Origin of the sequence: Virgibacillus necropolis (assembly GCF_044793635.1) — a bacterium.
Classification (GTDB): domain Bacteria; phylum Bacillota; class Bacilli; order Bacillales; family Amphibacillaceae; genus Virgibacillus_F; species Virgibacillus_F necropolis_A.
Genome location: NZ_CP084992.1, coordinates 2,369,446 through 2,386,930 on the forward strand (window position 1 = coordinate 2,369,446; position 17,485 = coordinate 2,386,930).

Below are 17,485 nucleotides of genomic sequence, written 5' to 3' on the forward strand. Positions count from 1 at the left end.
TATGGAATTAAAACGATTTGAATCGCGTATGATTCATGATGTAGCTACTTTATTCAAGGAAACAATTTTAACCATCAATCGAAAAGATTATTCGGCTGAACAGGTTGAATTATGGGCAGATAATAGGCAAACACTTGTTGAGTGGGTGGATCACCTTCAACATAGCTTGACCTACGTTGCGACAATTGATGGAAGAATTGTAGGTTTTGGTAATCTGACAGAAGAAGGTCTAATTGATTTACTATATGTTCACAAAGACCATCAGGCACAAGGAATTGGTTCTAAGATTATGGAACAGCTTGAATTTGATGCAAGGTTGCACAATATTCTTCGGTTAACTACTGAGGCAAGTATAACTGCGAAACCGTTTTTTCTATCACTTGGTTTTCAGGTTCAACAGGAACAAAATAAGCTAATTGCAGGTGTTAAATTTATCAATTATAAAATGACCAAAACTATTTAAGCGGAGGGGTCCTTATGATGAGTCCAATTAAAAGCCAGATCAATACGATTTTTGTTCACGTTAGTAATTTAGCTAAATCTGTCGAATGGTATTCGTGGTTACTTGGACAAACCTATGAACTATCTAAGATTTCAGATCCTGTCTACAATATGAATATTAACCATCATACCGGTTTAACACTGGATGCAGGTCCAGAAAAGGAAAAGAAAGTAATAAAGCCATCTTCATATCCACTGTTCAATTTCCATACAGATGATATACATGCCGCTTATGAATTCGTGAAAAAGTCGGGAATTGAACTTGATTCGGACCTTGAGGAATTTGATGACTTTTCATTTTTTACGGTAAAGGATCCGGATCAGCATGTGATTATGATTTGTACGGGATAAGAAATAGTCCTTATAACGAATTGACAAAAAAAGGCATCCATGTTTTAGTAAGATTATAACTTAATAGAAAGTCCACTAGGGGTGCCGTTTGGCTGAGATAAGGAAAACCTTTATCCCTTAGAACCTGATCTAGTTCATACTAGCGTAGGAAAGTGGAGGCCGGTTGTTTAAGTAAAGGCAGATGTGTCTTCGTTAAACGTTATCTACAAAACCACTCCAATTTCTGGTGTGGTTTTTTTGCACTTAAAAAAACACAACAGTTATTCCACTACCCCTTTTGGATTTTCAATTTATTCTGAAAGGGGTTCTTCTATGAAACATTCTATTCCAACTGTACTTACCATTGCTGGTACCGACCCGACTGGGGGTGCTGGGATCCAGGCTGATTTAAAGACATTCCAGGAGCGAGAAGTATACGGGATGAGCGTTGTGACATCGGTTGTCGCCCAGAATACGCTGGGGGTTCAGGGTGTTGAGCATTTGTCCGCCCCGTTCATTAAGAAACAAATAGAAAGTGTACTCTCCGATATCTCACCAGACGTTATCAAAACAGGCATGATTGCAACTACTGAAATGATGGTGATTATTGCGGAGGCTATCAAGAAGGGCTCAATTCCTTATGTGATAGATCCTGTAATGGTAGCTAAAAGTGGGGATCATTTAATGGATGTAAATTCGAAGCAGACGATGATTGAAAGACTGATACCCCTTGCGACAGTTGTTACACCGAACATACCAGAAGCGGAAGTACTACTATCAGAATCTATCGAATCGATAGCAGATGCAGAAGATGCGGCAAGACGTATCGTTCATGAACTTGGAGCTGATGCAGCAGTTGTTAAGGGTGGCCATTTTAAAGGAGATGCTGTCGATGTCTTGTACGACGGTTCCAGCATTCACAAGTTTCCAACTAGTCGATTAAACACCAAGCATACACATGGGACTGGGTGTACGTATTCAGCTGTTATTGCTGCCGAACTAGCAAAAGGTAAGTCAATCTATGAATCTGTTATAACTGCAAAAAAATATATCACAGATGCGATTCGCTATAGCTTAATGCTTGGAAATGGAAATGGACCAACGAACCATTGGGGCTATCGACTTCAAGGGTTACCAAAAAATAATGGGAGGGTTTTTCAATGAACTACCTGGAACAGATAAGAAAACAAAAACCACTGATTCACAATATCACAAATACGGTTGTGGCTAACTTTTCAGCGAACGGATTATTAGCAATTGGAGCGTCTCCGGCCATGGCGAATGCCCCTGAAGAAGCGGCTGAAATGGCATCTCATGCTGATACGCTTGTGCTGAATATTGGTACATGTACACAAAGCCAGGTAGAGGCAATGATTCTTGCTGGAAAATCAGCCAACAAAAAAGGAATTCCTGTAATTTTAGATCCCGTTGCAATTGGCGCAACAGCTTTTCGCACGGGTGCAATCAATCAAATTTTAAACAAGGTTGATGTGTCTGTTATCCGAGGAAATGCTGGTGAGATATCAGTGTTGGGAGAGTTGGATACCGAAATGAAGGGTGCAGATACCTTAGTGGATGAAATCGATCCTGAAGTAGCCATCCATGTTGCTAAAAATTATGGGGCAGTAGTAATTGCAACTGGAAAAACAGATACCATTACTGATGGCAATAGCTTTACACAATGCAAGAACGGAGTGGCTATGCTTCCGTATGTTACGGGCGCTGGATGCCTGTTAACAGCGGTGGTGGGAGCTTTTTCAAGTGTCAGCATTGACCTTTACGAAGCTTCTGTAAAAGCAGTGTGCAGTTATGGTGTGGCAGCAGAGCTTGCGATGGAATTCGCTAAGGGTCCAGGGACATTTCTGCCAGCCTTCTTGGATGTGCTATATGAATTAACAGAGGAAATGGTTCAGACGAAAGCGAACATTCGTGAGCTTAGTTTAAAAGGAGAATAAAGCCTAATGATAGATGAAAAGAGTCTTCGTTTATATTTTATAATGGGTAGCGCTAACACAACTAGAGACCCTGAATATGTACTACAACAGGCAATTGATGGCGGCATTACGATTTTTCAATTTCGGGAAAAAGGGATTGCTGCTAAAACTGGTGCCGAAAAGTGTAAGTTAGGTATTCAGCTGCGTAATGTTTGTCTTAAAAATAACATTCCCTTCATCGTGAATGATGATATTGATTTAGCTGTTAAAATTCAATCCGACGGGGTCCACATTGGTCAAAAGGATGAATCGGTGGTTAACGTAAAAGAAAGGCTCCCAAACTATATGTGTGTTGGTGTTTCAGTTTCAACTGTTGAAGAAGCTATCCTTGCTGAGCAACAAGGTGCTGATTACCTTGGCGTTGGGCCAATTCATGAAACATCTAGCAAAGCGGATGCGCTTAAGCCAATAGGAGTAAAAAGGATAATGGAAATTAGTGAGAATGTAACAATTCCTATTGTAGCTATCGGTGGGATTAAAAAGGAAAATGCAAGGCAAATCATGAAAGCCGGATCCGCAGGGATATCAGTGATTTCAGCAATTAGTCAGGCGGAAAATTGTAAAGAAGCGGCACATAAGTTAGACGTAGCCACAAGATTACTAGAAATAAATGGCAGTAATTAAGGGGGTGAGTGATTAGGACAAAATTTGGCGAGGGGGAAATGTATGTTTCGTACAAGAGTTTTAACAACAATGGCAGTTTTTATTGCATTGGGTACAATCGGGGCGCAGTTGCTTTGGTTTCCAGCGGGAATTGCGAAGGCATACCCTGTTCAGCATGCGGTGAATGTAATGGCAGCAATAACATTGGGGCCTGGACCTGCAGTCGTTATTGCGTTCATGACAGGTCTAATTCGTAATATGCTTGGACTTGGGACATTGCTTGCTTTTCCAGGTGGAATGATCGGAGCATTTTTAGCGGGTCTATTGTATAAAAAATTCCGGCGGAAAATACTGGCTGTGGTCGGGGAAGTAGTTGGAACAGGAATAATTGGATCGTTATTTTCTGTACCATATGCAAACCTGTTAATGGGCAGTTCGCTTGGCGCATTTGTATTTTTACCATCATTTTTTGTGAGCAGTATTTCAGGAGCGTTTATCGGCTACTTTGTCGTGATTCGTGTAAAACAAACCAATCAATTACAGAACGTATAGCACTTACAAGGAAGTCTACTAGGGGCGCAACATGCTGAGACAAGGAACAATTCTTGGTCCCTTTGAACCTGAACTGGATAATGCCAGCGTAGGAAAGTAGTGAGGACGGAACCCTCCATTTGTCACTCTTCTAGTAGCTTCAAACAAATTCAAGGAGGCATTTTAATGACTTTCACTGAAACGTTACGCAAAGAAAACCAAGATGTTTATGAGGCGATTTTTAACCATTCCTTTGTACAAGGAATTGGTAAAGGTAGTGTTCCAAAAGAGGCATTAGCACATTATATAAAAGCTGATTATGAGTACTTAAATGCGTTTATGTACATTTATGGAATAGCAATCTCCAAGTCAAACAACCGAGGGGATATTAGCTTTTTTAACAACCAGATTGATTTCGTGTTAAATAGTGAAGTCCATCCACACAATAACTTTTGTGAACAAATTGGTGTAAGTTATGAGGAACTCCAAGGCTATCCACTGCCACCAACAGCAGATCATTACGTGAAGCACATGATGTACCATGCACATATGGGAAGTCTAGCTGAAACAATTGCAGCACTTTTACCTTGTCCATGGACATATTTAGAGATTGGACAGGAATTAATGCACGATTACCAACCTGCGGAAGATCATCCATTCCACCCGTGGATTTCGTTTTACGCGAATGAAGAGGTTGCGGAAATTACTATGCAGATGCGAGATATGTTGGATAAATTAGCTGCAGATGCAAGCCCTGCTGAACTAGAACAGATTAGAATTGCATTTAGAAAAAGCTGTCAATTGGAGTTGTCATTCTGGGAAATGGCATATACCTGTGAAGTGTGGCCAGTTGGCGACTATGTAAAAGTGTAAATTAAATAGATATAGCAATAGGTGTCTTCCTAATGGGAGGCATCTTTTTTTCGACAAAAACCGGGAAGTGACAGGCACCGCCACAAAAACTTCTTGCTTTATCTAACGCAGGGTAATATACTAGGTTACAACACTAATGCACTAACTTTGATGAGAAGAGGGATCAAATTTGATTCTTAACACAGACAGTACGAAACCAATTTATATACAGATCTCGGAGTGGATTGAGGCAGAAATTTTGAATGGGAATTTTCAACAGGGTGAAAAGGTTCATTCTCAATACACGCTTGCAGAAATGTTTACGATTAATCCAGCCACAGCAGCAAAGGGATTAAATATTCTATCTGATGAGAACATACTTTTTAATAAACGTGGACTTGGAAAGTTTGTGTCAGATAATGCTATTGGGATTATTATGGAAAAAAGAAAAAATAAAAACCTGAAGGGTATGTTAAAAGAACTAATTTTGGAAGCTGATCGGCTACATGTTAGTGAGGATGAATTAATCGAGATGATAAAATCCTTCACAAACGAACGTAAGGGGGCAGAGGAATGAATATCATCGAATGTACGGATTTAACAAAAAAACATGGGCGTTTGACAGCGTTGAATGATATATCTATAGCAATTGAAGAAAATAAAGTGACAGGTTTAATTGGCGCAAATGGTGCAGGTAAAACCACTTTATTAAAAATATTGGCAGGATATTGGTGGAAAACTTCCGGTGAGGTAAAAGTATTTTCGGAACAACCATTTAATAACATCAAGGTTTCGGCAAACACCATTTTTGTTGATGACCTAATGGATCTTCCTACCGCTTTAACCCTTTCTGAAATACTGCATGAAGCTGAACGTGTATACGAAAAATGGGACAATCAACTTGCTTTTCGTCTATTTGATTATTTTTCTTTTAATCCTAACCAGGTACATAGTAGTCTTTCAAAAGGAAAGAAAAGTACATTTAATATGATTTTGGGATTGTCAGCCCGATGTGCGTTAACGATTTTTGATGAGCCAACTACTGGAATGGATGCAAGTGTGCGGAAGGATTTTTATCGAGCGTTATTAAAAGATTATTTGGCGCATCCCCGATCTATAATTATCTCCAGTCACTATTTAGATGAAATGGAAGATATATTGGAAGAAGTATTGCTGATTGAAGATGGGGAGAAACGTCTTCATGTGCCAATTGATGAATTGAAAGAATACGCGATTGGTGCAACCGGAATGTCACAAAACATTAACGTGCTGACAAATGGCAGGGAAGTTTTTTTCAAAAAGGATTTAGGTAATAATCGTACATATGTCGTAGTCAGGAATAACTTTTCAGAAGCTGATTTAGAAAAAGCAAGGGAGGCTGGATTAGTAGTTGCCCCGGTGTCTTCCGGTGATTTATGTGTGTACATGACTAATAAAAAAGCAGGGGGAATTGACGATGTCTTTAACAACGATTAGTACCGGTAATCTTGTGAGAAAGCAATTCCAGTATAAAATGAAAGCTTATATTGGTGTATTTAGCTCGTTAATGGTGTTACAGATATTGGCTATTTTGTTTTCATTGGGTGGAAGTGGGGGATCTGGTGGTAGTGGCTCCCATGGTATAAGTATAAATGTTAGGTATTACTCGGCAAGTATCGTAGTCGTCTTTACGATGCTGTGGGCTTTTATAAGTGCAATATTGATTACCACAAAAGCATATCGGGAAGATGATTTTACCTTTGTCACGAATCGAGTGACGGCCAATCTATCAAACATTGTCTTTTTAGGAACTGCTAGCATAATAGGTGGAGTTACTGCCGTATTATCAGGGTATCTATTAAAAGTAGTTATGTATTATGTGCCTGACAGTGGCCAGTTTATTGGTATTAGCTCAGGACCTAGTCCGCTGGAACTTTTATTTGGGCTTTTTGCCACGATTCTGTTTGTATTTATGTTCAGTTCTCTTGGGTATCTTGTTGGAACTTTGGTACAGTTACATAAAATATTTGTAGTTGTATTGCCAGTTGTGTTTTTTGGCTATATAACTTTTGGAGAACAGCGTATAGGTATTCATCCGTTAATACAGTTAGGTGAGTTTTACTTCCAGGAAACATCTTTTCCGTTATTTTTATCAAAGGCAGTAATTACAATCGCCATACTTTTTACTGGATCTGTATTGTTGTCAAATCGAATGGAGGTTAGACGATGACGACTTTCTTTTTTACAATCCTACCAATTATTATTCTAGCTATTATTTTTGGGTTTGTTGTTTTTATAACCAATCGAAATGCAAAAAAGAAGAGAATGTTTATATCTGGCCGAAAAATTCAATGGATATTTGGAGCTTATTTTGCAGTTTTACTTATTTCCGTAGGGTTATTCTTTATGATACCAACAGAAGCAAATTCAACTACAAATATGGAGGTCAATGAAACAAATTCCCTTTCTATATATGTGGATTTTAGTAATGGGAATGTGTCCCGCATTAACAGTAATTTCATTGATAAACAATGGAGTTTTGAATATGAAGGCGATAAGCTTTCCATGAAAGTTTTTGATAATAATATTTCTACTAAGACAGCCATTTTTGTAGGAGGAAAGAGTAATGAAAGCAACACTATTGATGCTACTTATTATCAAACACCAACATATGTTGGGGGAATTGATGTCACAAACCAGATAAAACCACCAGGTGTTAATTTAACGAGTGAAACATTAACTATAGATAGTCCTGAGCGAACGGAATTTCATTTTAATATGTTTAAACAAGAATTTCCTGTAAATCAATTTATAGGTGAAGAACACGACGTTGAAAGCAGTAGATCTATTATAAGAGGTGAACAAATACTTTATATACGTATACCTAAAGATATTAAACTACTAAAAGATAATTACGCAGGTATTGAGTATATTGATGAATGATTAATTAACAAGGAAGACATCTGAACAATGGCTTGTCAAAACGATTTCCTCCACCCACTTATAACACTATAGGCTCCTCTTGAATATCATGACAGATAGAAGCAGAAGTGATAATTGGAGGAGAGAAAATGGAAATACATGTAGTGCAACGTGGAGAAACTTTGTGGAGAATAGCACAGGGTTATGGAGTAGATATTAATCAGGTTATTTTAGTGAACCAGTTGGATAATCCTGATGTGCTTGTGGTGGGTCAATCGCTAGTGATTCCTAATCTGCAACAAGAATATGTAGTTACACCAGGAGATAATTTATGGGCTATCGCACAACGCTATGGGGTAACGGTAGCGGAGCTTGCTCAGGCAAATAATATTACAAATCCCGCGCTGATTTATGTTGGTACCTTGCTTCAGATTCCGTATGTTACCCATGTTGTTCAGGTCGGTGAATTTTTGTGGGGAATTGCACAGCAATATGGCGTTCCTGTAAATCAGATCACTGACGCGAATAATATTTCGAACCCGTCATATATCTATCCGGGCCAACGGTTAAGAATACCGGCTTCAGCTAAACCAATAATTGAAGTGAATACGTATACTACTCAACTGAATGAACAGGGAAGACGTGAAGTACTTGCTTTAGGAAGTAATTTCACTTACCTTTCACCATTCATGTATAGTGTGCAGGCAGATGGAACGATAACAGAATTGCAGGAATCTCAAGTGTTAGAAGCTGCTAGAGCGACGAATACTGCTCCCCTTCTTGTATTAACAAACTTTACGGAAGGAGAGTTTAGTTCGGATGTGGCTGCAACTATTTTAAGAAATCCTGAGCTACAAGAAACCTTAATTTCAAACATCTTGGAAACAATAAGAGCAAAAGGCTATACCGGTATAAATATTGACTTCGAATATGTTTATCCAGAAGACCGGGAAAATTATAATGCATTTTTACGTCGTCTCGTGGCACGCTTTCATCCTGAAGGATTAGTTGTTTCTACAGCTCTGGCTCCAAAAGATAGTGCTGATCAGGAGGGCTTATTATATGAAGCGCACGACTATGAGGCACATGGGAATATTGTTGATTTTGTAATCATTATGACATATGAATGGGGATGGGCTGGGGGAGAACCGTGGGCAATCGCCCCAATTAATGAAGTACGTGAAGTGTTAGATTTCGCTGTAACCGTAATCCCGCGCGATAAAATTCTAATGGGTGTGCCTTTGTATGGCCGTGATTGGAATATTCCTTGGCAGGAGGGAACGATTGCCAGAACCATAAGTCCAAAGGAAGCTGTAAATTTAGCTGCCGAATATAATGTGCCGATTCAATATAATGAAAGCTACCAATCTCCATTTTTTCAATATGTAGATGAAAGTGGTCAGAGGCACGAGGTCTGGTTTGAAGATGCCAGGAGTGTGCAGGCTAAATACGATACTGTAAAGGATTATAATCTAAGAGGTATTAGTTATTGGGTGCTTGGTAATCCATTCCCAGAAAATTGGGCCGTCCTAGGAGATAATTTTACTATTAGAAAGTATTAAAACAAATTATATTATAGCAGAATCTATTAAATCTCCATTTTCTTGCGGTTCTATCTGGTTAATAAATTCTTTAAGATTGCCATTATAGACTAATTGAAAATTGGAGGCCTCCTGTAAATCATGTGGTGTCACGAGTGATAATGGTTTTGTGAAATCAATAATGCCACATTCCTTTAAAACAGTCGCAACAAACTGTGAGCAAAAGTAAGCATTTTCTCTTTTAATTTGTTTGTTTACTGTAACTGCAAATAATCCTAATAAATTGTATCGATAGAGGTGCTTTTGTGCCTCTATTTTCTTTATATAACGATTGACTTTTTGAACCTGAATATCCGTTACCTCACAACAATAAATTGCACATCTGGCCTGCTTAAATAAACCATCTTGAATGTCTTCTTTAACAAAGCCTCCGATAAAAGGATTTCTTTCGCTTTTTCTTCCGAAGCTGTATACGTCCGTTAAATGCGGATCAAAAGAAATGGATGCGTGATTATACGGTTTTCTGGTGTAATACTTAATCATTTTTGTGAAAAGTGTTCCAGTGTCTGTCAGGATAATAAATACCTTATTTTCCATAATAAATCTCCCCTCGTACTATCATCTTTTTTTATATTAAGGTGTGTTTGCAATATAGGTAAGCACCCAGAGTAATAGTTGATGATAGGACCTGAGACGTATATTGAATATTGGTAGTAGATCATGCTGATTATTATATGAATTTTCATACATTAAATTGTTTTTACATCATTGTTATGGTATGATTATTCTAATCTTAATTAGAAATGGAGGGTTTCCTTGTGTGGATTGTTAGACTTCGATTCCAAACTTTGAACCGTTAATTTAATACGTTCAAAAGCTCTGCTTGTGTTGTAGAGTAGACGGGATTAGTCTGTCCATTTGTAAGGAAACCTTTTTATATACGATGCGATAAAAAGAAGGGGAGTAGTCTACCTTCTTTTTGTTACCTGAAAATACTTAATATGAATCTATGCTAGCCCTTTTACAAGGGGGATTTTTTAGCATATCATTTTTGATGTTGGAATTTGTATTGAGGATTTCCCGTTTACTTAAACACAGGCAGATGTCTGTGTTTTTTTAGTATGCAAAAATGGAGGGAAATAGATATGAAACGAAAAGCTGTTTTAGTTGGGGTAAATGTAAAGAATAATCACGAGGAATTTGAACATTCCATACAAGAATTAGAAAACTTAGCTGCCGCATGTAACATTGATACTGTTGGTGTAATCACCCAAAATTTAGATCGGGTTAATCAAGGACATTATATTGGAACAGGAAAAATTGAAAAATTACAGGCGATGGTTAACGAGAAAGAAGCAAATGTGGTTATTTTTGATGACGAATTATCATCTTCACAAATTAGAAATTTAGAATCGTCCTTGGACTGTGGAGTTATTGATCGCACGGTGCTTATACTGGAAATCTTTGCAAAACGTGCAAAAACGAGAGAATCTAAACTTCAAGTAGAAATTGCCAGGTTGAGATACATGCTACCAAGATTAATAGGTAGCCGCGAGTCACTTGGACGACAAGGTGGAGGAGCGGGACTGAAAAATAGAGGTGCAGGAGAAACAAAGTTAGAGCTGGACCGGAGAAAAGTTGAAGTAAAGATAGCACAATTAAATAAAGAGCTGGAAAATGTAGTAGATCAACGGAAGACACAAAGAAAAAAGCGTAACAAAAATGATATTCCGGTTGTTTCCCTTGTAGGTTATACAAACGCAGGTAAATCAACCATGATGAACGCGGTATTAGAATTATTTAATAATGAAATGGATAAACAAGTATTCGAGAAAGATATGCTGTTTGCAACGTTAGAAACCTCAGTAAGAAAGGTGAAATTAGCGACAAATCAAACCTTTTTATTGACCGATACGGTAGGATTTATTAATAAGCTGCCACACCATCTCGTAAAAGCATTCCGATCAACATTGGAAGAAGTGATCGAAGCGGATGTTCTCATTCATGTGATAGACGTCTCAAATCCATATCATGAAGAGCAACGAAAGCTAACGAATGAAATAATGCAGGAAATTGGCATAGAAGATATTCCGATTATCTATGCTTATAACAAAGCAGATCTATCGGATCGGAAGTTTCCAGCTGTTGAAAATAATTGTGTGTATCTTTCTGCGAGAAACAAAGTTGGAATTGGGGCGATAGCTCAATTAATTAGTGAGTATATTTTTGAGGATTATATTCAATATGAATTATTAATCCCATATACAGATGGCCATGTTGTTTCATATTTTAATGAGCATGGGAATGTATTACAGGAAGATTATGAGATGGAAGGAACGAAATTAATAGTCGAATGTAAAATCGCTGATGCTGAAAAGTTTGAGCAATATGTAAGAAATACAAAAAAGGAAGTGTAATTTATGACTCTAACAAATGATCAAGTAATAGAAAAGGCTAAGCAACATGGATTGGAGCTACGTCAGGAATCACTGAAATACAACGAATCAGGGCTTGACTTTCAAGTAGTATTTGCAATGGATTCAAAAGGGGAAAGATGGGTTTTGCGGTTCCCAAGACGTGAAGACGTGGTTCCAACAGCTAAAAAAGAGAAAGATATTTTGGAATTAGTAAAAGGAAGACTACCAGTTCAAGTACCGGATTGGATAATATTTTCTGAAGAATTGATTGGCTATAAGCTATTAAAAGGAATTCCCGCTGGAACAATTGATATGGAAGCAAAGGCATATGTATGGGAAATTGATGAAAAGAATGTTCCTGACAATTTCCATGAAACATTAGGAAGTGCTATGGCAACGTTGCATAAGGTCAATCATGATGATGCAAGAGAAGCGGGATTATCTGTGCAAACTCCTGAAGAAATAAAGATGTCTATGCAAACAAGAATGGATAACGTGAAGAAGCAATTTGGTGTGAATGAAGAGCTGTGGAACCGTTGGCAAAAATGGTTGGCTAATGACACGATTTGGCCGGAACAAACTGCATTCATTCACGGAGACTTGCACGCAGGTCATATTTTAATTGATGAAGAAGCCCGGGTTACTGGTTTCATCGATTGGACAGAAGCACATGTTGATGATCCGGCTAATGACTTTGTTTCACATTTAGCAACTTTCGGTGAAGATGCATTGAAAAAATTAATAAGTGCATATGAAAACGCAGGTGGCTATGTATGGCCATCAATGTTTGAGCATATTGTAGAGCTATCGGCTGCATATCCAGTAGGAATTGCAGAATTCGCTATGAAGTCCGGGTTGTCAGAATATGAAGCTATGGCTAAGCAAACACTTGGGCTAGAAGCGGAATAAACCAATGTATTTTGCCTTTTTCCTTTAGCATGCGATAATAAGGAAAACAGTTGATAGGATGAAAATATGACAAAAGTAATTGAATTAAACGTTAAGTCTAACTATATAGCAGAATATAAAAAAGGCTATCCTTTGATTAATAAGGACACCATTATGAACACAAATGCGCTTAAAGAAGAGGGAAGCATTGTTCATCTTATAGATGAAAATCGCCAATTTATCACAAAGGGCTACTACGGAAAACAGAATAAAGGTTTGGGTTGGGTGTTGACACACAACAAAACTGAAGCGATTGATTTTGCGTTTTTTAAGTCGAGATTAGAGGTCGCACTGAACGCTAGACAGTCCTTCTATAAAAATACGGAAACTACTGCGTTTCGCGTATTTAATGGTGAAGGCGATGGAATTGGCGGTTTTACCATTGATTATTTCGATGGCTATTATTTGATCAATTGGTATAGCGCAGGCATTTATTCATTTAAAGATCATGTAATCAGTGCTATTGATGAACTTTGTGATTACAAAGCTATTTATGAAAAGAAACGCTTTGATACGAAAGGCCAATATATTGACGATGATGATTTTGTAAAAGGGACACGCGGAGAATTCCCGATTATCGTGAAAGAAAACGGGATGAACTATGCGGTCTATTTGAATGATGGTGCAATGGTGGGTATTTTTCTAGACCAGCGAAAGGTTAGAAAAGCAATTCGGGATGAGTATTCCAAAGGGAAAAATGTCTTGAATACTTTTTCGTATACAGGAGCATTTTCAGTAGCAGCGGCACACGGTGGAGCAATGAAGACGACAAATGTTGACCTTGCAAAGCGTAGTAAAAGTAAAACGATTGAGCAATTTAGTGTAAACAGCATAGATTATGAGCAACAGGATATCAAGGTAATGGATGTCTTTGAGTATTTTAAATATGCGAAGCGAAAAGAATTGAAATTCGATGTGGTTGTTTTGGATCCGCCTAGCTTTGCTCGTTCAAAAAAACATACATTCAGCACAGCTAAGGATTATCCGGCGCTAATTAAGGATACGATTGCCATTACCGAAAAAAATGGTGTCATCGTTGCATCAACTAATAATGCATCATTTGGCATGCGAAAGTTTAAAGGATTCGTTGATAAAGCTTTTAAGGAAATGAATACAAACTATAAAATTTTGGAAGAGTTTTCTCTGCCATCTGATTTCAAAACGAATCCGATCTTTCCACAAGGTAACTATTTGAAGGTATTGATTGTAGAGAAGAGGTAATTATTCTATTTCAGGTGGTGCCTCGTAATGATTAAAACAGTTATTTTTGATTTGGATGGTACCTTATTAAACCGTGATGAATCAGTTAAACACTTTATTTTTGGTCAATATGAGCGGAAGAACGACTATTTAAATCATATTCCTAAAGAAGCGTATACAAACCGGTTTATTGAGTTAGACAATCGAGGTTATGTTTGGAAAGATAAAGTGTATCGGCAGTTAGTAGAAGAGTTTAATATTAAGTTAACATGGGAAAGCCTTCTAGATGATTACGTGAACGAGTTTAAGTATAGCTGTATAGCCTTTCCTAATCTTATTTGTATGCTGGAAGAGTTGAAAGATAACTCAACCCACATAGGCATCATCACAAATGGGAAAGGTCAATTTCAAATGAACAATATAAAGGCATTGGATATTGAAAAATATTTTGATACTATTCTTATATCTGAATGGGAAGGTATCAAAAAGCCTGATCCATTAATTTTTCGAAAGGCATTAAACCAACTCAATACTGAGCCTTATCAAAGCATCTTCGTGGGCGATCATCCCGAAAAAGATATTCAAGCCGCACACAAGATTGGGATGAAAACCATTTGGAAAAAGGATAACTTTTGGCATGATGTATGTGCGGATTACAGAATTGATAATTTGAGTGAAATACCGGCTATTATTAAAAGTGGGAAATAAGGAAAAGGTGCTAATCAAAATTAATGATTAGCACCTTTTCGCTTTCATACATCAATCTGGGATTTATTAAATGCCGTTAGCATTTTTACAGTTGTATCACGAATAAGCCTCGGAAGTATTTCAAATGAATATGGCTTATACACACGCTCTGTCCATTTATGTCCATCTTTCCCGTACACTCCCATGTTAATAGAAGGAACATTTAACTTTCTGATTTCCTGAAACGGAATTGGATAAAGTGTATCCATTTCTGGTAAGTTGTTTATTAATGCTGCAATCTCTGCATCTGTCTCATGCAAGGAGAGGAAGCTTCCATCTGCTAAATAAGGAAAAAACTTATTGATGGAAAATACCTCATTTGTCTCTTTGCTTGCATCATCAATCACCTCATGAATCACCTGTAAAAGCATTTTATCCTTTTGATTATTTTCATTTAAGAAATTATGCGGAAGGTAAGGAGGTGCATAGAAAATGATAACCCTAGGCTTTTTATCTGGGTCTAGTTGCTGTAACTCCTCCGCAATTTTAAAACAAAGCATTCGTTCATCCAAATAACTGTATTCGTTAACCACTTGTTCCGAAACAGACCTTGGATCTAGCTCCATTGTTTCTAGTTCTGCAATAAAGTTTTCAAGTGTCGTTACTTCAATACTCCATTTCTTTCCGTTAGCTGCTGGTAAGTTACTGCGTTTCGCAAATTCACCATATTGCCTAGAAGCTTCTTCAGCAACTTGGACACAGGCCTCATTTGTTATTTTTTCAAGCTTATCCATTACTTCTTTTGCGGTAGATTCATAAATGAAGTAGTTAAAATACAAATAACAACTTTTCGCAGTTTGAACATTGTATGAAGTCTTCGTGTCTTTTTGATACAAACAAGACGGTGGCAAAATTAGTTCCCCATCAATGTTTTCGGTTAAATCTAAGTTATTATTGATACGTCTATTAAGTTCTGACGATATAAGTGTCGGGTCGATTCCAGATAACGTGTCACCTACGTGGGTTTCCCTACCGTAAATGTAAAAGCTTGGCAGTAATTTGCCTGCAGAGCCTGTATAAATATATCTGTGTGGATCATTTTCATACATAGGTGTGATAAAGTCTGTATTTATTGCGGCTACATAGTCCAAATCCTTTTCCGCTTTCATCCTATTAATTTCAGAAATGGCTGAGGTAACGCCTTTGTGTTGACTTTCTTCGTCGGAATTCGTCATAAATAAAATATTGCCCGGTAATTCATCTAGATGCTCTGAAAAATAGAGTAAATTGGCTAAGTGAACAGCTATACCACTTTGCATATCAACGGATCCTCTGCCAAAGAGAAAATCACCCGAATGGGCATCCTTTTGAACGTCTCGATTAAATGGATATTCCTTGAAATACGCTTCTAATGCATCGGAATTTAATGCGTCTTTTTTTAGACTACCAAAATCATCAATCCCAACTGTATCCATGTGGGCATGATAAATAATCGTTTTGTTTGAATCTGATGGAGATTCTAAAAACGCAAAGATATTTTTTCTGCCAAGCGGGTCATTTGGAATCGTTTGTTCCCAGACGTTGGCTGGATTCATTTCAAACAATGGAAGCGTTTGCAAAAATTCCTTAACTGTATCAGCTAGATCCAATTCACCACTAGTACCGTTTATACTTTCAATTTGAATTAGTTGTCGTGTTATGTAATCAATTTGTTCTACCTGAGTTAAATTTTTTATGTACTGATACATGTGAGCCCTCCTTTTATTCCATATAAAACAGTATATCAGATTATAACGTTACGTCGAGGTGAGTTTTCCCAACAGTTTTTGCATCAGCAAAATAGCGTAATAATTTTTACTTAAGGAGTAACCATTAATTGCTTTCAAACGTAATATATATTACTATATAAAGTAAGGAGGCGATTATGTGGAAACTCTTAGCTTAAACGTTTCGTTGTTACGAAGACGTGTGCCTAACTTAACCAGTGCCGCGAAGTCTGTTGGTTTACGACCTGCAACTGTATCAAATTTATGTACTGGGAAAATCCCTGTCGGTAGATCAGAAGTACGCACCTTGGTTGCCCTTGCATCACTTGCTGAATGTAGTTTGGATGAATTGATTATTAGAGGGGAGACGGTTGAGATGATCGAAACAAAAATTAAGACACTTGATTTGTTTGCACCACTAGCTCAAGGAGGTACAGTTGGATTGGTATCACGACCTGGTATGGGTCAACTTGTAGTTGTGACAGAATTGTTTTACCGCTTGCGTAAGGATGGTTTTGTAACAGTTTTATTAAAACCAGAAGGTGATTATCCGGAAATAAGTGACATTCTGGATTATGTGGATATTGCAGCAACATCAATTGAAGATGCCTATGAAAAAATGGCTGCAGCTGGAAAAGACAAGGAAATAGCATTTGCGGCTGACCGTAGCCATGTTTTAACGGGTAAGATTTATGAATTACAAGAGCAATTAGAAGACATTGGCGTTCAGAATGTCACGACGTTTTTAGTTGATTTAAAAGGTGAAGTTGTAGATGAGGATCTTCCTTATGGACCGCTTGAAACACTATGGCGTTTTGATGCAGATCTCTCTGTTAGATATAAATTTCCTGCAGTGAATCCAGTCTATTCTACATCATCTGTCCTGGAAGGCGCACATATTGATCAGCACCACTTTACAACTCAGCAACGTGCACAGAAATTGTTGCGCAGGTATCATGAATTACGATCGTTGGTTAATGTTAAAGGACTGGAAAGTATTCCGAAGTCTGAAATCACAACCTATAAACGTGGCGAGCGATTAGAAGCATATTTGACTCAGCCGTTTTACGTTGCTGAAGAATTCACTGGTCAAAAGGGTGAGTCAGTAAGTCTTAAGAATACAATTAATGATGTGCGTAAAATATTGGACGGAAGTTCAGACTCAAAAGACGTTGAAGCGTTAACCTATATTGGGAAACTTTCCTGATAAATAA

General features: G+C 37.7%; 19 protein-coding genes and 2 riboswitches. Of the genes, 17 read left to right on the top strand and 2 right to left on the bottom strand.

Going from position 1 to position 17,485, the window contains the following annotated elements; all coding sequences use genetic code 11:
• Position 1 precedes the first annotated feature (1 nt).
• From LG329_RS11480 to LG329_RS11535, 12 genes are all read left to right on the top strand, one after another.
• Positions 2-463 (top strand): GNAT family N-acetyltransferase, encoded by a 462-nt coding sequence (locus tag LG329_RS11480; RefSeq protein ID WP_404450954.1) that lies wholly within the window; start codon positions 2-4, stop codon positions 461-463.
• 17 nt (positions 464-480) lie between these two features.
• Positions 481-852 carry a VOC family protein gene (locus LG329_RS11485; protein WP_404450955.1) on the top strand — a complete coding sequence of 124 codons (372 nt, stop codon included), beginning with the start codon at positions 481-483 and terminating at the stop codon, positions 850-852.
• 67 nt (positions 853-919) lie between these two features.
• Positions 920-1,020, top strand: a riboswitch (TPP riboswitch).
• Positions 1,021-1,164: 144 nt separating this feature from the next.
• The gene (gene thiD, locus LG329_RS11490; RefSeq protein ID WP_404450956.1) at positions 1,165-1,995 is read left to right on the top strand and encodes a bifunctional hydroxymethylpyrimidine kinase/phosphomethylpyrimidine kinase; all 831 of its coding nucleotides are present in this window, start codon (positions 1,165-1,167) and stop codon (positions 1,993-1,995) included.
• Positions 1,992-2,786, top strand: a complete 795-nt coding sequence (thiM, locus tag LG329_RS11495) for a hydroxyethylthiazole kinase (protein WP_404450957.1) — start codon at positions 1,992-1,994, stop codon at positions 2,784-2,786. Before thiD ends, thiM begins: the two co-directional genes overlap by 4 nt.
• A gap of 6 nt (positions 2,787-2,792) precedes the next feature.
• Positions 2,793-3,449, top strand: coding sequence for a thiamine phosphate synthase (gene thiE, locus LG329_RS11500; protein WP_404450958.1), 657 nt, complete (start codon positions 2,793-2,795; stop codon positions 3,447-3,449).
• Positions 3,450-3,491: 42 nt separating this feature from the next.
• On the top strand, positions 3,492-3,980 hold the full coding sequence (gene thiW, locus LG329_RS11505) for an energy coupling factor transporter S component ThiW (RefSeq protein ID WP_404450959.1): 489 nt from the start codon (positions 3,492-3,494) through the stop codon (positions 3,978-3,980).
• A gap of 10 nt (positions 3,981-3,990) precedes the next feature.
• Positions 3,991-4,092: riboswitch (TPP riboswitch) on the top strand.
• Between the two features lie 53 nt (positions 4,093-4,145).
• On the top strand, positions 4,146-4,832 hold the full coding sequence (tenA, locus tag LG329_RS11510; protein ID WP_404450960.1) for a thiaminase II: 687 nt from the start codon (positions 4,146-4,148) through the stop codon (positions 4,830-4,832).
• 169 nt (positions 4,833-5,001) lie between these two features.
• Positions 5,002-5,388 (top strand): GntR family transcriptional regulator, encoded by a 387-nt coding sequence (locus LG329_RS11515; RefSeq protein WP_404450961.1) that lies wholly within the window; start codon positions 5,002-5,004, stop codon positions 5,386-5,388.
• Positions 5,385-6,287, top strand: coding sequence for an ATP-binding cassette domain-containing protein (locus LG329_RS11520; protein ID WP_404450962.1), 903 nt, complete (start codon positions 5,385-5,387; stop codon positions 6,285-6,287). Before LG329_RS11515 ends, LG329_RS11520 begins: the two co-directional genes overlap by 4 nt.
• On the top strand, positions 6,268-7,020 hold the full coding sequence (locus LG329_RS11525) for a hypothetical protein (RefSeq protein WP_404450963.1): 753 nt from the start codon (positions 6,268-6,270) through the stop codon (positions 7,018-7,020). Before LG329_RS11520 ends, LG329_RS11525 begins: the two co-directional genes overlap by 20 nt.
• Positions 7,017-7,733, top strand: a complete 717-nt coding sequence (locus tag LG329_RS11530) for a hypothetical protein (RefSeq protein ID WP_404450964.1) — start codon at positions 7,017-7,019, stop codon at positions 7,731-7,733. Before LG329_RS11525 ends, LG329_RS11530 begins: the two co-directional genes overlap by 4 nt.
• A 128-nt stretch (positions 7,734-7,861) precedes the next feature.
• Complete coding sequence (locus tag LG329_RS11535; RefSeq protein WP_404450966.1) at positions 7,862-9,274, top strand: LysM peptidoglycan-binding domain-containing protein; 1,413 nt, start codon at positions 7,862-7,864, stop codon at positions 9,272-9,274.
• Between the two features lie 6 nt (positions 9,275-9,280).
• On the opposite strand, the gene LG329_RS11540 is transcribed toward LG329_RS11535, so the two are convergent.
• Positions 9,281-9,850 carry a hypothetical protein gene (locus tag LG329_RS11540; protein ID WP_404450967.1) on the bottom strand — a complete coding sequence of 190 codons (570 nt, stop codon included), beginning with the start codon at positions 9,848-9,850 and terminating at the stop codon, positions 9,281-9,283.
• A gap of 548 nt (positions 9,851-10,398) precedes the next feature.
• Between LG329_RS11540 and hflX the strand changes: the two genes are divergently transcribed.
• The 4 genes from hflX to LG329_RS11560 all read left to right on the top strand — a co-directional run bounded on the left by hflX (position 10,399) and on the right by LG329_RS11560 (position 14,526).
• Positions 10,399-11,670, top strand: a complete 1,272-nt coding sequence (gene hflX, locus LG329_RS11545) for a GTPase HflX (RefSeq protein ID WP_404450968.1) — start codon at positions 10,399-10,401, stop codon at positions 11,668-11,670.
• Between the two features lie 3 nt (positions 11,671-11,673).
• Entirely contained in the window at positions 11,674-12,579 is a 906-nt protein-coding gene (locus LG329_RS11550) for a macrolide 2'-phosphotransferase (protein WP_404450969.1), read from the top strand.
• A gap of 66 nt (positions 12,580-12,645) precedes the next feature.
• On the top strand, positions 12,646-13,839 hold the full coding sequence (locus tag LG329_RS11555; RefSeq protein ID WP_404450970.1) for a class I SAM-dependent rRNA methyltransferase: 1,194 nt from the start codon (positions 12,646-12,648) through the stop codon (positions 13,837-13,839).
• 27 nt (positions 13,840-13,866) lie between these two features.
• Positions 13,867-14,526, top strand: a complete 660-nt coding sequence (locus LG329_RS11560) for an HAD family hydrolase (protein WP_404450971.1) — start codon at positions 13,867-13,869, stop codon at positions 14,524-14,526.
• Between the two features lie 44 nt (positions 14,527-14,570).
• Here LG329_RS11560 and LG329_RS11565 read toward each other — a convergent pair whose 3' ends face one another.
• Positions 14,571-16,253: a M20/M25/M40 family metallo-hydrolase gene (locus LG329_RS11565; RefSeq protein ID WP_404450972.1), complete on the bottom strand. Its 1,683-nt coding sequence runs from the start codon at positions 16,251-16,253 to the stop codon at positions 14,571-14,573.
• A 178-nt stretch (positions 16,254-16,431) separates the two neighbouring features.
• Between LG329_RS11565 and LG329_RS11570 the strand changes: the two genes are divergently transcribed.
• The gene (locus tag LG329_RS11570; protein ID WP_404450973.1) at positions 16,432-17,478 is read left to right on the top strand and encodes a hypothetical protein; all 1,047 of its coding nucleotides are present in this window, start codon (positions 16,432-16,434) and stop codon (positions 17,476-17,478) included.
• The last annotated feature ends 7 nt before the right edge of the window (positions 17,479-17,485 follow it).

What these genes read in the sequence shown, in the direction of transcription:
- thiM (WP_404450957.1), top strand. Translation starts at nt 1,992, where the DNA reads ATGAACTACCTGGAACAGATAAGAAAACAAAAACCACTGATTCACAAT.
- LG329_RS11550 (WP_404450969.1), top strand. Translation starts at nt 11,674, where the DNA reads ATGACTCTAACAAATGATCAAGTAATAGAAAAGGCTAAGCAACATGGA.
- LG329_RS11485 (WP_404450955.1), top strand. Translation starts at nt 481, where the DNA reads ATGAGTCCAATTAAAAGCCAGATCAATACGATTTTTGTTCACGTTAGT.
- hflX (WP_404450968.1), top strand. Translation starts at nt 10,399, where the DNA reads ATGAAACGAAAAGCTGTTTTAGTTGGGGTAAATGTAAAGAATAATCAC.
- LG329_RS11555 (WP_404450970.1), top strand. Translation starts at nt 12,646, where the DNA reads ATGACAAAAGTAATTGAATTAAACGTTAAGTCTAACTATATAGCAGAA.
- LG329_RS11560 (WP_404450971.1), top strand. Translation starts at nt 13,867, where the DNA reads ATGATTAAAACAGTTATTTTTGATTTGGATGGTACCTTATTAAACCGT.
- thiE (WP_404450958.1), top strand. Translation starts at nt 2,793, where the DNA reads ATGATAGATGAAAAGAGTCTTCGTTTATATTTTATAATGGGTAGCGCT.
- LG329_RS11530 (WP_404450964.1), top strand. Translation starts at nt 7,017, where the DNA reads ATGACGACTTTCTTTTTTACAATCCTACCAATTATTATTCTAGCTATT.
- LG329_RS11520 (WP_404450962.1), top strand. Translation starts at nt 5,385, where the DNA reads ATGAATATCATCGAATGTACGGATTTAACAAAAAAACATGGGCGTTTG.
- thiW (WP_404450959.1), top strand. Translation starts at nt 3,492, where the DNA reads ATGTTTCGTACAAGAGTTTTAACAACAATGGCAGTTTTTATTGCATTG.
- LG329_RS11540 (WP_404450967.1), bottom strand. Translation starts at nt 9,850, where the DNA reads ATGGAAAATAAGGTATTTATTATCCTGACAGACACTGGAACACTTTTC.
- LG329_RS11525 (WP_404450963.1), top strand. Translation starts at nt 6,268, where the DNA reads ATGTCTTTAACAACGATTAGTACCGGTAATCTTGTGAGAAAGCAATTC.
- LG329_RS11565 (WP_404450972.1), bottom strand. Translation starts at nt 16,253, where the DNA reads ATGTATCAGTACATAAAAAATTTAACTCAGGTAGAACAAATTGATTAC.
- tenA (WP_404450960.1), top strand. Translation starts at nt 4,146, where the DNA reads ATGACTTTCACTGAAACGTTACGCAAAGAAAACCAAGATGTTTATGAG.
- LG329_RS11480 (WP_404450954.1), top strand. Translation starts at nt 2, where the DNA reads ATGGAATTAAAACGATTTGAATCGCGTATGATTCATGATGTAGCTACT.
- LG329_RS11535 (WP_404450966.1), top strand. Translation starts at nt 7,862, where the DNA reads ATGGAAATACATGTAGTGCAACGTGGAGAAACTTTGTGGAGAATAGCA.
- thiD (WP_404450956.1), top strand. Translation starts at nt 1,165, where the DNA reads ATGAAACATTCTATTCCAACTGTACTTACCATTGCTGGTACCGACCCG.